Source organism: Pseudomonas sihuiensis, assembly GCF_900106015.1.
Lineage (GTDB): Bacteria > Pseudomonadota > Gammaproteobacteria > Pseudomonadales > Pseudomonadaceae > Aquipseudomonas > Aquipseudomonas sihuiensis.
Map to the genome: position 1 here is coordinate 4,470,504 of NZ_LT629797.1, position 14,450 is coordinate 4,484,953.

The following is a 14,450-nucleotide window of genomic DNA, read 5'->3' on the forward strand; positions in this document are numbered from 1 at the left end:
GGCTCTCGCTATGGGAGGGAATGGCTGGACTATATAGGCCTGTCCCGGCTACGGGTCAAACCACGGATAGCAGTGGTGTGATGCAGATGACGGCATCACTCCGGCGGCCTCGGATGGTCTTGGCGCGTCTGCCGGTGCTAGGATACGAGGCCTCCATTCTAGAGATTGCGCCGCCTGGCGCCTAGCTATCTATGTCGATTCCAAGCTCTCCCTACGCCGCCTTCGCCGCTTTGCTCAACAGCGCCGGGCATTCCGTTTCCCCTGCCGAACTGCACGGCCTGCTGCTTGGTCGCAGCTGTGCGGGCGCTGGCTTCGACGCCGATGCCTGGCTGCTCGACGCGGCCGACCTGCTCGGTGGCGAGCCGCAGGACAACGTGCGTCAGGCGCTGATCGGCCTGCAGGAAATGGTCAAGGGTGAGCTGTGCAGCGAAGACGTCACCGTGGTGCTGCTGTTGCCGGATGACGAAACCCCGCTGGCGCAGCGCGCGGTCGCTCTGGGTCAGTGGTGTCAGGGCTTCCTCGGTGGCTTCGGCCTGACCGCTCGCGACGGAGCACTGAGTGCCGAGGCCATGGAAGTGTTGCAGGATCTCTCCGCCATCGCCCAGGTGCAGAGTGCACTGGAAGAATCGGAGGATGGCGAGAGCGACTACATGGAGGTGATGGAGTACTTGCGTGTCGCGCCGCTGCTGCTGTTCACCGAGTGCGCCAAACCTGCGGCGCCTGCTGCCAAACCCTCCCTGCACTGATTTTTCGTCGGAGCCTGCCTTGATCAGCATCCCCAAGTCCGAATATGCCCGTCGGCGCAAGGCGCTGATGGCGCAGATGGAACCCAACAGCATCGCCATTCTGCCGGCGGCGCCGGTGTATATCCGCAACCGTGACGTCGAGCATGTCTACCGTCAGGACAGCGATTTCCAGTACCTCACCGGTTTTCCCGAGCCGGAAGCGGTGATGGCGCTGATCCCTGGGCGCGAGCACGGTGAATATGTGCTGTTCTGTCGCGAGCGTGATCCCGAGCGCGAGTTGTGGGATGGCCTGCGTGCCGGCCAGGACGGTGCGATCAGCCAGTTTGGCGCCGACGATGCTTTCCCCATTGGCGATATCGACGACATCCTGCCGGGGCTGATCGAAGGCCGCGAACGTGTCTATTACGCCATCGGCAGCAATCAGGAGTTCGATCATCGGCTGATGGAGTGGGTCAACCACATCCGCGCCAAGGCGCGCCAGGGCGCCATGCCGCCAAACGAATTCGTCGCCCTCAACCACCTGCTGCACGACATGCGCCTGTACAAATCGGCCGCCGAAGTGAAGGTGATGAAGGAGGCTGCCGAGATCAGTGCGCGCGCTCATATCCGTGCCATGCAGGCGAGTCGCGCCGGCCTGTTCGAATATCACCTGGAAGCCGAACTGGACTACGAATTCCGCAAGGGTGGGGCGAAGATGCCGGCCTATGGCAGCATCGTCGCCGCCGGCCGCAATGCCTGCATCCTGCACTACCGCGAGAATGACGCGGCGCTCAAGGACGGCGATCTGGTGCTGATCGACGCCGGCTGCGAGATCGACTGCTACGCCAGCGACATCACCCGCACCTTCCCGGTCAGCGGTAAGTTCTCGCCCGAGCAGAAGGCCATCTACGAGCTGGTGCTCAAGGCCAACGAGGAGGCATTCAAGTTCATTGCTCCAGGCCGGCACTGGAACGAGGCCCATGAGGCCACCGTGCGGGTGATCACTGCCGGCCTGGTGGAGCTGGGCTTGCTCGAGGGTGATGTTGACGAGCTGATCGCCAGCGAAGCCTACAAGCCTTTCTATATGCATCGCGCCGGCCACTGGCTGGGCATGGATGTGCATGACGTCGGCGACTACAAGGTCGGCGGGCAGTGGCGCGTGCTGGAGGTCGGCATGGCGATGACCGTCGAGCCAGGCATCTATATCGCCCCTGACAACGACAAGGTCGCCAAGAAATGGCGCGGCATCGGCGTGCGCATCGAGGACGACGTGGTGGTGACCAAGACGGGCTGCGAGATTCTCACCAACGGTGTGCCCAAGACCGTTGCCGAGATCGAGGCATTGATGGCGGCCGCGCGCACCGAGGCGGCCTGAGCCCATGTCACGCGTACAGTTGGCCATTATCGGCGGCGGCCTGGTGGGTGCCAGCCTGGCACTGGCCCTGCAGGACACGGCGCGTCAGCGTGGTTGGCGCATCGCCCTGATCGAACCCTTCGCCCCGGGCAGCGAATACCAGCCCAGCTATGACGCGCGCTCTACCGCGCTCTCCTATGGCAGCCGGTTGATCTACGAGCGCCTGGGCCTGTGGCAGAGCATTGCCCAGCGGGCCGAGCCGATTCAGCAGATTCATGTTTCCGACCGCGGCCGCTTCGGCGCCACGCGCCTGCAGGCCATCGAGGAAGGCGTACCGGCGCTCGGTTACGTAGCTGAGAACGCCTGGCTCGGCCATTGTCTGTGGCAGGCGCTGGATGCGGATGTGATCGAGTGGCGTTGCCCGGCCGAAGTGGTCGGCATGCAGCGTCTCGACGACGGCTATCGCCTGACCCTGAACGACGAAACCTGCCTCGACTGCGACCTGGCGATTCTCGCTGATGGTGGGCGTTCCGGCCTGCGTGAGCAGCTTGGTATCGGCGTCAGCAGCAAGCCTTATGGGCAGAGTGCGCTGATTGCCAACGTCAGCCCGCTGGAGGCGCACCGCGGGCAGGCCTTCGAGCGCTTCACCGATGACGGCCCGATGGCGCTGCTGCCCTTGAGCGATAACCGCTGCGCACTGGTCTGGACGCGCGCCGCGGCTGACGCCGAACGTCTGTTGCGCGCCAGTGAGGCCAGTTTTCTCAGCGAGTTGCAGCAGGCCTTCGGTTATCGCCTGGGCGCCTTGCGCCAGGTGGGTGCGCGGCATCTCTATCCGCTGAGCCTGGTCGAGGCGCAGGAGCAGGTGCGTCCGCATCTGGTGGTGCTGGGCAACGCCGCGCACAGCCTGCACCCCATCGCCGGCCAGGGCTACAACCTGTCGCTGCGCGATACTCTGGCGCTGGCCGAGGTGCTTATCGATAGCGAGGCAACACTGGGCGATTTCGCCACCCTGCAGCGTTACCAACAAAGGCAACAGCTCGATCAGCAAATGACCGTCGGCTTCTCCGACCAGGTGACGCGCCTGTTCAGCAACGCGCAGCCGCTGCTGACTGCCGGGCGCAACCTGGGTTTGCTCGGCCTCGACCTGCTGCCGCCGGCCAAACGCTGGTTCGCCCGTCAGGCCATGGGCATGGGAACCCGCAATCTATGATCAGCTCCGCAGAGTGCGCTGTGCGCACCTATAGGGAGTCATGATGCGCACAGCGCAACCTGGGGTTTAAGGAGTGATATGCGAGCGGATCTGATCATCGTCGGCGCCGGTATGGTTGGCAGTACCCTGGCCTTGGCGTTGGAGCACTGCGGTCTGGATATCCTGATTGTCGACGGCAGCCCGCTGAGCGTGGCGCCGTTCGATGCCCGGGCGCCGTTCGAGCCGCGTGTCAGCGCGCTGTCGATGGCCAGCCAACGCATTCTCGAACGCCTGGGCGCCTGGCAGGGCATCGCCACTCGGCGTGCCAGCCCCTACGGCGAGATGCGCGTCTGGGATGGCTCTGGCACCGGCAGCATCCACTTCGCTGCGGCCAGCGTGCATGCCGAGACGCTTGGCCATATCGTCGAGAATCGTGTGGTGCAGGATGCCCTGCTCGAAAGGCTGCACGACAGCCAGATCGGTCTGTTGCCTGGCGCGCGCCTGGAGCAGCTGCGCCGCTCCGGCGATGACTGGCTGCTGACGCTTACCGATGGTCGCCAACTGCGCGCACCGCTGCTGGTCGCGGCCGACGGCGCCAACTCCGCGGTGCGTCGCCTGGCCGGCTGTGCCACGCGCGAATGGGATTATCTGCACCATGCCATCGTCACCAGCGTGCGTTGCGAGCGACCGCACCAGGCCACTGCCTGGCAACGCTTCACCGACGATGGTCCACTGGCCTTCCTGCCGCTGGCAGGGCCTGCCGGCGAGCATTGGTGCTCGATCGTCTGGTCGACTGTGCCGGTCGAAGCCGAGCGCTTGATGGCGTTGGACGACGAGGCTTTCTGCGTCGAACTGGGCAAGGCTTTCGAATCGCGCCTGGGCATGGTGCTGCACGCCGACCGTCGTCTGTGTATCCCGCTGCGCCAGCGTCATGCCAAGCGTTATGTCGAGCCTGGGCTGGCGCTGATTGGCGATGCTGCGCACACCATCCATCCGCTGGCGGGGCAGGGCGTCAACCTGGGTTTCCTCGATGCCGCCGTGCTGGCCGAGGTGCTGCTGCATGCCGCTGAACGCGGTGAGCACCTCAGCGATGAGCGCGTGCTGAGCCGTTTCGAGCGTCGGCGCATGCCGCACAACCTGGCGATGATGGCGGCGATGGAAGGTTTTCAGCGCTTGTTCCAGGCCGACCCGTTGCCGCTGCGCCTGCTGCGCAACGTCGGTCTCGACCTGGTCGACGGCCAGGCCGAGGCCAAGGCGCTGTTCGTGCGTCAGGCGCTTGGGCTGGCCGGCGACCTGCCGGAACTGGCGCGAGCCTGAGCTGACGCAACTTGTAATAACTGCTGCGTGTCGTCTCGCTGTTTACGTTGAGAAGGCAAATAACATTCACTACTATTCAGCCACTTTGCTCACCCACAAGAGGCTGGTCCCATGAAGGCTCGCAACGCGCTTCTCGCTGCATTCACCCTCAGCACCCTGGCAACCGCCGTTCAGGCTGCTGATGAAGTGGTGGTCTACTCCGCCCGTATCGACGAGCTGATCAAGCCGGTATTCGATCTCTACACCGAGAAGACTGGGGTCAAGGTGAAGTTCATCACCGACAAGGAAGCCCCGCTGATCGCCCGTCTCAAGGCCGAGGGTGCCAACACCCCGGCTGACCTGCTGATTACCGTCGACGCCGGCAACCTCTGGCAGGCCGAACAGGAAGGCGTGCTGCAGCCGACCAAGTCCGACGTGATCGACGCCAACATCCCCGCCCAGTACCGCTCCAGCACCGACAGCTGGACTGGCCTGTCGCTGCGCGCGCGGACCATTTTCTACTCCACCGAGCGCGTCAAGCCGGAAGAGTTGTCCACCTACGAAGCCCTGGCTGACAAGAACTGGGAAGGCCGCCTGTGCCTGCGCACCAGCAAGAAGGTCTACAACCAGTCGCTGACCGCCACCCTGATCGAAACCCATGGCGCCGAGAAGACCGAGGAGATCGTCAAGGGTTGGGTCAACAACCTGGCCACCGACGTATTCCCGGATGACACCGCGCTGCTGCAGGCCATCGACGCCGGCCAGTGCGACGTGGGCATCACCAACACCTACTACTACGGCCGTCTGCACAAGCAGCAGCCGGATCTGAAGGTCAAACCTTTCTGGCCGAACCAGGACGACCGTGGCGTGCACGTCAACCTGGCCGGTGCCGGTGTGACCAAGCATGCACCGCATGCCGAGCAGGCCAAGAAGCTGCTGGAGTGGATGACCACCCCGGAGGCACAGAGCATCTTCGCTGGCGTCAACCAGGAGTTCCCGGCCAACCCGGCGGTCGCACCGTCCGATGAAGTGGCTGCCTGGGGCAGCTTCAAGGCTGACTCGATCGCTACCGAAGTGGCGGGCAAGCGTCAGGCTGAAGCGACCATGCTGATGGATCGCGCCGGCTGGCAGTAAAGGGGATCGCGCCCACGCTTCGGCGTGGGTACGTCGTCAGTGACGCCCCGGCCTATTGGCTTCTGACGCTGGAGCGTCGAGAGCTGCATTTCCACGCGGAGCGCGGGAACGATCATCGACGAGCACAGCGCTGCCGTTATACTGCGACGCCCCGCCTAGCCGGGGCGTCGTCATTTGCGTAGTCGAGGAATCCGCGTGCCGCATCCCGTCCAGCGTCGCTGGTACCCCATCGTCCTTGCCGTCGCCGTTCTGGTGCTGATGCCGTTGTCGGTATTGCTGCTGAGCTGGCATGAGGTGGATCAGCAGATCTGGTCGCACTTGTGGCAGACACAGATGGCGCGGCTGATTGGCAACACGCTGACGCTGGTGATTGGCGTCGGTGTGGGCGTGACACTGCTGGGCGTCAGCCTGGCCTGGCTCACCAGCCTTTGCGAGTTCCCGGGTCGGCGCTGGCTGGACTGGGCGCTGATGCTGCCCTTCGCCATTCCCGCCTATGTCCTGGCCTTCGTCTTCGTCGGCCTGCTGGATTTCGCCGGCCCGGTGCAGACGCTGCTGCGCGAATGGTTCGGCAGCGGCTTGCGCTTGCCGCGCGTGCGCTCCACCGGTGGTGTGATCATCGTGCTGGTGCTGGTTTTCTACCCCTACGTCTACCTGCTCGCCCGTGGCGCGTTTCTGGCCCAGGGCAAGGGCCTGATGGAGGCAGCGCGGGTGCTCGGGCAGAGCCCCTGGCAGGCGTTCTGGCGGGTGGCGCTGCCGATGGCGCGACCGGCCATTGGCGCCGGTCTGGCCCTGGCTATCATGGAAACCCTGGCCGATTTCGGTGCGGTGTCGGTCTTCAACTTCGACACCTTCACCACGGCGATCTACAAGACCTGGTACAGCTTCTACAGCCTGACCAGTGCCACCCAGCTGGCCAGCCTGCTGCTGCTGGCGGTGGCGCTGGTGCTCTATGGCGAGCGCCGTGCGCGTGGCGCCGCGCGGCCAGCCAACGAGCGGCCGCGGGGCAAGGCGCTGTACCACCTGCATGGCTGGAAGGCCTTCGCCGCCAGCGCCTGGTGCGGCCTGGTGTTCGCCTGTGCCTTCGTCATCCCGCTGCTGCAACTGCTGGCCTGGTTCTGGCAACGCGGCCGCTTCGATCTCGATGAGCGCTACGCCGGGCTGATTCTGCATACCCTTTACCTGGGCGGCATGGCGGCGCTGATCACCGTCAGTGTGGCCATGCTGCTGGCCTTCGCCCGCCGCCAGGCGCCGAATCGTGGCGTGCGCTTCGGCGTCGCGCTGGGCAATCTCGGCTATGCCTTGCCGGGTTCGGTGCTGGCGGTGGCAATCATGCTGGCGTTCAGTTTTTTGGATCGTGAACTGGTGATTCCGTTGTCCACTGCACTGGGTGGTGCTGGTAAGCCCTTGCTGCTGGGCAGTCTGGCAGCGTTGCTGGTGGCTTATCTGATCCGCTTCATGGCGGTGGCCTTCGGGCCGCTGGAGACCAGCCTGGCGCGTATTCGTCCGTCCCTGCCCGAGGCTTCGCGCAGCCTTGGCGTTGGCAGCTTTGGGCTGTTCTTCAGGGTCTATCTGCCGCTGCTGCTGCCGGGCACCTTGTCGGCCGCGCTGCTGGTATTCGTCGACGTGCTCAAGGAAATGCCGGCGACCCTGCTGATGCGTCCGTTCGGCTGGGACACGCTGTCGGTACGGGTATTTGAAATGACCAGCGAAGGCGAATGGGCGCGCGCCTCGCTGCCGGCGCTGACCCTGGTGCTGGTCGGCCTGCTGCCGGTGATTCTGCTGATCCGCCGTTCGGCCCGCGGTTTCGGTTGATCAAGACAGCGATGTAGGGCGGGTGCAACCCGCCAGTTTCGGGGCATGGCGGGTTGCACCCGCTCTACGACCTGAAGCCAGGATGACCCCCCGGACGCATGCGGCTACAATGCGCGCCATTCGCGAGTCGGGGCAGCCCGACAGGACTCATCTAGAAGCGTAGCCGAGGCCGCCAGTGCAAGGCGAAAGTGGGAGAGAAAGCGGAATGTATTTTTGTACATGAGCATTTCGAGCCCACTTTCAAAGCAGCAATGGCAACGCAGCTAGCTTCTCGGGGGTCTGAATCGCTTCGCCAAGCCCGGAAGGAGATAACCCATGGGACAGCGCACCCCCCTCTATGACCTGCACCTGGCACTGGGGGCCAAGATGGTGGATTTCGGCGGCTGGGACATGCCGCTGCACTACGGTTCGCAAGTGGAGGAGCATCATCAGGTGCGCCGCGAGTGCGGCGTGTTCGATGTCTCGCACATGTGCGTGGTGGACGTGAGCGGCAGTCAGGCGAAGGCCTTCCTGCAGCGCCTGCTGGCCAACGACGTGGCCCGCCTGGAGAGCCCCGGCAAGGCGCTGTATAGCGCCATGCTCAATGAGCTGGGCGGGGTCATCGACGACCTGATCGTTTACCTCACCGAGCAGGGTTACCGCCTGGTGGTCAACGCTGGTACCCGTGACAAGGACCTGGCGTGGATGCATGCCCAGGCGAGCGATTTCGATGTGCAACTGCGCGAGCGTCGCGATCTGGCCATGCTCGCCATTCAGGGGCCGAAGGCGCGCGCACGCGTTTCCGAACTGTTGAGCCAGGCACGTGCCGCACTGATCCACGAGCTCAAGCCATTCCAGGGCCTGCCCGAGGGGGACTGGTTCATCGCGCGTACCGGTTATACCGGCGAAGATGGCCTGGAAATCGTGCTGCCGGTGACCGAGGTGGCGTCCTTCCTCAACGACCTGGTCGGTGCTGGTATTTCGCCTATCGGCCTTGGCGCCCGTGACACCCTGCGCCTCGAGGCGGGTATGAACCTCTACGGCCAGGACATGGATGAACAGGTCAGCCCGCTGGCCGCCAATATGGCCTGGACCATCGCCTGGGAGCCAGCCGAGCGCGACTTCATCGGGCGCCCGGCGCTGCAGGCGCAGCGCGCCGCCGGTTGCCCGAGCAAGCTCGTTGGCCTGGTGCTGGAGGAGCGTGGCGTGCTGCGCGCACACCAGGTGGTGCGCGTCGAAGGTATCGGTGACGGTGAGATCACCAGCGGCAGCTTCTCGCCTACGCTGAACAAATCCATCGCGCTGGCACGGGTGCCGGCAGCCACTGGGGATCGTGCCGAGGTGGAGATCCGCGGCAAGTGGTACCCGGTGCGGGTGGTCAGGCCAGGTTTCGTGCGCAACGGCAAAACTCTTATCTGAATCATCAGGTCGTGGTGCTGGCTTCCCCTGGCGCCGCGGCCTGCTAAATTGTCCTGACGGCCCACTTGCCGTCATCGCTTACGAGGAAAGACACATGAGCAATATCCCCGCCGATCTGCGTTATGCCGCCAGCCACGAGTGGGCGCGCCTGGAGGCTGACGGCAGTGTGACCGTGGGCATTTCCGACCACGCCCAGGAAGCCCTTGGTGACGTGGTGTTCATCGAGCTGCCGGAAGTTGGCAAGCAGCTGAACGCCGGCCAGGAAGCTGGCGTGGTGGAGTCGGTCAAGGCTGCTTCCGACATCTATGCGCCAGTTGGCGGCGAAGTGATCGCCATCAACGAAGCACTGGCCGACAGTCCGGAAAGCGTCAACAGCGATCCGTACGGCAGCTGGTTCTTCAAGCTCAAGCCAAGCGATGCCAGCGAGCTGGACAAGCTGCTGGACGCGGCAGCCTATCAGGCTGCTGCTGACGCCGACGCCTGATTCATCTGGCCTCGACCCGGAAACCCGCTACGGCGGGTTTCTGCGTTTCTGGGCTCCGCTAATGAATTCGCTTGTAGGGCGTCAGTGGTAGCCCGAATGTAATCCGGGGAGTGACGATACCCCTTGTGGGAGGCGCTTCAGCGGCGAGCTCTTGTCGCGGCTAAAGCCCCTCCCACGATTGTGCATGCATCGATTGATGCAGATAGGCGCGCTCCTGTAAGGCCTGTTCAATCCCCTCCTTAACCGCTGGTCAGTTGGGCTGACACTTATTCAAAATACAATATATAAAAATACACATTGTTTGGAGTGAAGGTGTCCCATGGATGAACCCATCGATATCCAGCAGCTGCGTGCCAATGCCGACGCTGCCGGGCAGTTGCTCAAGGCATTGGCTAACCCTGATCGCCTCCTGCTGCTCTGCCAGCTGTCGCAGGGTGAGCGCAACGTCAGTGAGCTGGAGGCGCTGCTTGGTATCCAGCAGCCCACGCTGTCCCAGCAACTGGCCGTGCTGCGTCGTGAAGGGCTGGTGGCAACCCGTCGCGACGGCAAGCAGATCTTCTATCGCATCAGCAGCCCGGCGGCGCTGGCCGTGATCGAAACCCTGTATCGGCTGTTCTGCGGGGGCCAGCAATGAGCATCGACTGGGCCAGCTTCACCCCCTGGACGGCCTTGGCCGGTGGCGCGCTGATCGGTCTGGCCGCCGCCATCTTTGCCCTGGCCAATGGCCGCGTGGCCGGTATCAGCGGTCTGCTCGGCAGCCTTCTGCAGCCAGGCGCAGAAGGGCGCGGCGAGAAGGCATTTTTCCTCCTCGGCCTGCTGTTGGCGCCGCTGCTGTGGGGGCTGTTCGGCGCCTTGCCAGCGATCAGCTTCGATGGCGGCGCGCTGTCGCTGATTGGCGCCGGTTTGCTGGTGGGCATCGGCACGCGCTACGGCTCTGGCTGCACCAGCGGCCATGGCGTATGTGGCATCTCGCGTCTATCTCCGCGCTCCATGCTGGCCACCCTGTGCTTCATGGCCACGGGTTTCGCCACGGTCTTTGTTCTACGTCATCTTCTGGGGGGCTGAACATGGCCAGACTGAGCGCATTCTTAGCCGGTCTACTGTTCGGCCTCGGCCTGCTGCTGGCCGGTATGGCCAACCCGGCCAAGGTGCTGGCCTTTCTCGATCTGGCCGGTAACTGGGACCCGTCTCTCGCCCTGGTGATGGTGGGTGCCATCTGCGTGGCGGCGTTGCCGTTGCACCTGGCGCAACGGCGCGCCTGGGCACTGCTCGGCGGCGCCATGCAGTTGCCGACGCGTCGTGACCTCGATGCTCGCCTGATTGGTGGCAGCCTGCTGTTCGGCGTCGGTTGGGGTATCGCTGGCATCTGTCCGGGGCCGGCCGTTGCCATCCTGCTGACCGGGCACTGGCAGGCCCTGCTGTTCGTCGCGGCGATGCTCGCCGGGATGCTGATCTTTACTGCGCTGGAAGGCCGGCGCGGACGTTGACCTGGAGAGCCTCGATCAAAGCCAATGTTGGAACGCTCGAGCGCAGTCTGCGCATCGCCGCAGGCCTGATTCTTATCGCACTGAGCCTGGCCGGTGTCATCGGTCTGTGGGGCTGGATCGGTGTGTTACCACTGGCGACCGGCATCTTGCGCTTCTGCCCGGCGTATCCACTGCTGGGTATCAACACCTGCAAAATGAAATGAAACATATCCACTGAGGTGGCATGCATGTGCGGCTTGATGTAGATCAAGTCGCCCCGGGTTTGCGCTGGGCATGGTCAGGACATAACCAGAACAGCCAATACCTGAGGAGATACACACATGCGCACTCTGAGCCTGATGGCCGGGTTGTGCCTGGGCGCCAGCGCCTGGGCCAATGTACCGGGCAACGAACCCGTCGAGCCTATCGCAGCGGCCGAGATCACCGATCCGGCCAAGGTCGAACTGGGCAAGCAGCTGTTCTTTGACCCGCGCCTGTCGCGCTCGGGGTTCATTTCCTGCAATTCCTGCCACAACCTGTCGATGGGCGGCAGTGACAACCTGCCGAGCTCCATCGGTCATAACTGGCAGCAAGGGCCGATCAATTCGCCCACGGTGCTCAATTCCAGCCTCAACCTCGCGCAGTTCTGGGACGGCCGCGCTGCCGACCTCAAGGAACAGGCTGCCGGCCCCATCGCCAACCCGATGGAGATGGCCTTCACTCACATTCTCGCCATCGACGTGCTGCGCTCGATCCCGCAGTACCGCGAGTCGTTCAAGGTCGTGTACAAGACCGACGAGATCACCCTGGATGAAGTGACCGACGCCATCGCCGAGTTCGAAAAGACCCTGGTCACACCCAATTCGCGCTTCGACCTATGGCTCAAGGGCGACCAGCAGGCCATTACCCAGACCGAACTGGAGGGCTACGAGCTGTTCAAGTCCATCGGCTGCGTCGCCTGTCACAACGGCCCGGCGCTGGGCGGCAACTCGTTCCAGAAGATGGGGCTGGTCGAACCCTATGAAACCAGCAATCCGGCCGAGGGGGTGGCTGGCCTGACCGGCAAGGACGCCGACCGCTTCAAGTTCAAGGTGCCGACCCTGCGCAACGTCGAACTGACCTATCCCTACTTCCACGACGGCGCCTACTGGAAGCTGGAGGAGTCGGTAGACATCATGGCGCGCTTGCAGCTGGGTCGTAAGCTGAGCGAGGAGGAGATCGGCAAGATCACCGCCTTTCTCAAGACCCTGACCGGCGAGCAGCCGAGCTTCGCCCTGCCGATCCTGCCGCCGTCGAACAACGATACGCCGCGGCCGCAGCCGTTCGAGTGAGTTGGCGCTAACGAAAACGCCCAGCATGTGCCGGGCGTTCATAGATGTAGGGCGGGTGAAACCCGCCAGCAGCGGTGCGGGTTACGCCCGCCCTACATGGTTCAGCGCCCTTGCGGCGCCGGCTGCTGCTGGGTGATGCAGTGGATATTGCCACCACCGAGCAGAATCTCGCGGCCCGGCACCATCACCACGCGATGCTCGGGGAAGATGCGCTGCAGAATCGCGCGGGCTTCCTCGTCCTTCGGGTCATCGAAGCTCGGCGCGACGATGCCGCCGTTGACGATAAGGAAGTTGACGTAGGAGCCGGCCAGGCGAACCTCCGGGCTACGCTCCTGGCTGCCGTCGACGATGTCGACGCCCGCGCATTCTTCTGCGGTGGCGTGGATCGGGCCAGGGATCGGCATCTTGTGCACGGTCAGCTGACGGCCCTTGGCGTCGCGTGCGCTTTCCAGCACACGCATGGCGGCCTGGCAGCGCGGGTAGTTGGGATCGTTCTGATCGTCGGTCCAGGCCAGCAGCACCTCGCCTGGGCGCACATAGCAGCAGAAGTTGTCGACGTGGCCATCGGTCTCGTCGTTGTACAGGCCGTCGGGCAGCCAGATCACCGTGTCGATGGCCAGGTGCTCGCGCAGCACGGCCTCGATCTCTTCGCGCGACAGGTGCGGGTTGCGGTTCTTGTTCAGCAGGCACTCTTCGGTGGTGATCAGGGTGCCTTCGCCATCGACGTGGATTGAGCCACCCTCGAGCACGAAACCTTCGGTGCGATAGCGCTTGCAGCCTTCGATCTCGAGAATCTTGCGCGCCACCTGGTCGTCACGCAGCCAGGGCCAGTACAGGCCGCCGTCGAAGCCGCCCCAGGCGTTGAAGGCCCAGTCCACTCCGCGCACTTCGCCGCTGGCGTTGGTGACGAAGGTCGGGCCGGTGTCGCGCACCCAGGCGTCGTCGGTGGTGATTTCCACCAGACGGATGTTGGCGTCGTCCAGGCGCGCGCGGGCATTTTCGTACTGCGCTGCGGACACGCAGATGGTCACCGGTTCGAACTGGGCGATGGCCTTGGCCACCGCGGCGAAGGCGGCCTGTGCCGGCTTGCCGCCGTTGCGCCAGTTGTCCGGGCGCTCGGGCCAGACCATCCAGGTCTGGCTGTGCGGTGCCCACTCGGCGGGCATGTGGAAACCATCGGCGCGTGGCGTGGTGTTCAGCGTGGTCATGTTTCACCTGTAGCCCGGATGCAATCCGGGGAGTCGTGAGAAAAAGCCCCGGATTGCATCCGGGCTACGTTCATTCGGATGGGGTTTCACCATCGAGCGTGGAAAGCGGCCAGTATAGGTTCGGCCGGCGGTCGCGGAACACACCCCAGGCGGTGCGCACCTTCTCCAGCTCGGTCAGATCGAAGCTGTGCACCAGCACGCCTTCCTCGGTCTGGTTCAGCTCCTCGACCTTCTCGCCGAACTGGTTGGCGATGAACGAGCTGCCGTAGAAGGTGATGTCATAGCCGTCCTGTTCTTCGCGGCCGATGCGGTTGCTGGCCACCAGCGGCATCAGGTTGGCGCCGGCATGGCCCTGCTGCACACGCTGCCAGTGATCGCGCGAGCTGATGTTGGCATCATGCGGCTCGCTGCCGATGGCGGTCGGGTAGAAGAGGATTTCCGCGCCCATCAGCGCCATGCTGCGCGCGCATTCCGGGAACCACTGATCCCAGCAGATGCCGACACCGATGCGGGCATAAGCGGTGTCCCAGACCTTGAAGCCGGTATCGCCCGGATTGAAGTAGTACTTCTCGTGGTAGCCGGGGCCGTCCGGGATATGGCTTTTCCGATAAATACCGAGATTGCTGCCGTCGGCATCGATGATGGCGATGCTGTTGAAGCGCGCGCGGCCGGCGCGCTCGAAGAAGCTGATCGGCAGCACCACCTGCAGCTCGGCAGCGACCTTCTGGAAGTGCTGGATGGCCGGATTTTCTGCCACCGTGGTGGCCAGCTGGGTGTAGTCGGCGTTCGGTTTCTGGCAGAAGTAGGGCGCCTCGAACAGCTCCTGGATCAGGATGATCTGGGCGCCCTGGGCTGCCGCCTGGCGCACCAGCCTCTCGGCGTTGGCGATGTTCGCGGGGGTATCCCAGGAGCAGGCCATCTGGGTCGCGGCGACGGTAACGATACGGGACATGAAGCACCTCTTGGCTCGTTCGCAGGCCGCTCCGGCGGCCCATTCAGAGTGCCGTGGCTGAACATCGACCAGGGCGGGATGTTCGATTTATATCCGATAAA

15 protein-coding genes are annotated in these 14,450 nt (G+C 64.1%); 13 read left to right on the top strand and 2 right to left on the bottom strand.

The genetic code is table 11. The annotated features are described in order from the left end of the window. Positions 1-191 precede the first annotated feature (191 nt). The 13 genes from BLT86_RS21050 to BLT86_RS21110 all read left to right on the top strand — a co-directional run bounded on the left by BLT86_RS21050 (position 192) and on the right by BLT86_RS21110 (position 12,189). On the top strand, positions 192-746 hold the full coding sequence (locus BLT86_RS21050; RefSeq protein ID WP_017678356.1) for a YecA/YgfB family protein: 555 nt from the start codon (positions 192-194) through the stop codon (positions 744-746). Between the two features lie 19 nt (positions 747-765). Beyond that, entirely contained in the window at positions 766-2,100 is a 1,335-nt protein-coding gene (gene pepP / locus BLT86_RS21055) for a Xaa-Pro aminopeptidase (RefSeq protein ID WP_017678357.1), read from the top strand. 4 nt (positions 2,101-2,104) lie between these two features. After that, entirely contained in the window at positions 2,105-3,289 is a 1,185-nt protein-coding gene (gene ubiH / locus BLT86_RS21060) for a 2-octaprenyl-6-methoxyphenyl hydroxylase (RefSeq protein ID WP_017678358.1), read from the top strand. Between the two features lie 78 nt (positions 3,290-3,367). Then, positions 3,368-4,585: a 2-octaprenyl-3-methyl-6-methoxy-1,4-benzoquinol hydroxylase gene (locus BLT86_RS21065; RefSeq protein ID WP_017678359.1), complete on the top strand. Its 1,218-nt coding sequence runs from the start codon at positions 3,368-3,370 to the stop codon at positions 4,583-4,585. Positions 4,586-4,696: 111 nt separating this feature from the next. Then, the gene (locus BLT86_RS21070) at positions 4,697-5,698 is read left to right on the top strand and encodes an extracellular solute-binding protein (protein WP_017678360.1); all 1,002 of its coding nucleotides are present in this window, start codon (positions 4,697-4,699) and stop codon (positions 5,696-5,698) included. 195 nt (positions 5,699-5,893) lie between these two features. After that, the gene (locus BLT86_RS21075) at positions 5,894-7,510 is read left to right on the top strand and encodes an ABC transporter permease (RefSeq protein ID WP_017678361.1); all 1,617 of its coding nucleotides are present in this window, start codon (positions 5,894-5,896) and stop codon (positions 7,508-7,510) included. A 315-nt stretch (positions 7,511-7,825) separates the two neighbouring features. After that, entirely contained in the window at positions 7,826-8,908 is a 1,083-nt protein-coding gene (gcvT, locus tag BLT86_RS21080; RefSeq protein ID WP_017678362.1) for a glycine cleavage system aminomethyltransferase GcvT, read from the top strand. 94 nt (positions 8,909-9,002) lie between these two features. Further along, on the top strand, positions 9,003-9,392 hold the full coding sequence (gene gcvH, locus BLT86_RS21085; RefSeq protein ID WP_017678363.1) for a glycine cleavage system protein GcvH: 390 nt from the start codon (positions 9,003-9,005) through the stop codon (positions 9,390-9,392). A 319-nt stretch (positions 9,393-9,711) separates the two neighbouring features. Then, entirely contained in the window at positions 9,712-10,026 is a 315-nt protein-coding gene (locus BLT86_RS21090; RefSeq protein ID WP_017678364.1) for an ArsR/SmtB family transcription factor, read from the top strand. After that, positions 10,023-10,457, top strand: coding sequence for a YeeE/YedE family protein (locus BLT86_RS21095; RefSeq protein WP_017678365.1), 435 nt, complete (start codon positions 10,023-10,025; stop codon positions 10,455-10,457). The genes BLT86_RS21090 and BLT86_RS21095 overlap by 4 nt, the downstream gene beginning before the upstream one ends. Positions 10,458-10,459: 2 nt before the next feature. Further along, complete coding sequence (locus BLT86_RS21100) at positions 10,460-10,879, top strand: DUF6691 family protein (protein WP_017678366.1); 420 nt, start codon at positions 10,460-10,462, stop codon at positions 10,877-10,879. 14 nt (positions 10,880-10,893) lie between these two features. Beyond that, on the top strand, positions 10,894-11,082 hold the full coding sequence (locus BLT86_RS21105) for a YgaP family membrane protein (protein ID WP_026088717.1): 189 nt from the start codon (positions 10,894-10,896) through the stop codon (positions 11,080-11,082). Positions 11,083-11,199: 117 nt separating this feature from the next. Then, positions 11,200-12,189: a cytochrome-c peroxidase gene (locus BLT86_RS21110; RefSeq protein WP_017678368.1), complete on the top strand. Its 990-nt coding sequence runs from the start codon at positions 11,200-11,202 to the stop codon at positions 12,187-12,189. A 101-nt stretch (positions 12,190-12,290) separates the two neighbouring features. On the opposite strand, the gene aguA is transcribed toward BLT86_RS21110, so the two are convergent. Together aguA and aguB are read right to left on the bottom strand one after the other, a co-directional pair. After that, positions 12,291-13,397 carry an agmatine deiminase gene (aguA, locus tag BLT86_RS21115; protein ID WP_017678369.1) on the bottom strand — a complete coding sequence of 369 codons (1,107 nt, stop codon included), beginning with the start codon at positions 13,395-13,397 and terminating at the stop codon, positions 12,291-12,293. A 70-nt stretch (positions 13,398-13,467) separates the two neighbouring features. Beyond that, positions 13,468-14,349 (bottom strand): N-carbamoylputrescine amidase, encoded by an 882-nt coding sequence (aguB, locus tag BLT86_RS21120; protein WP_017678370.1) that lies wholly within the window; start codon positions 14,347-14,349, stop codon positions 13,468-13,470. Positions 14,350-14,450 lie beyond the last annotated feature (101 nt).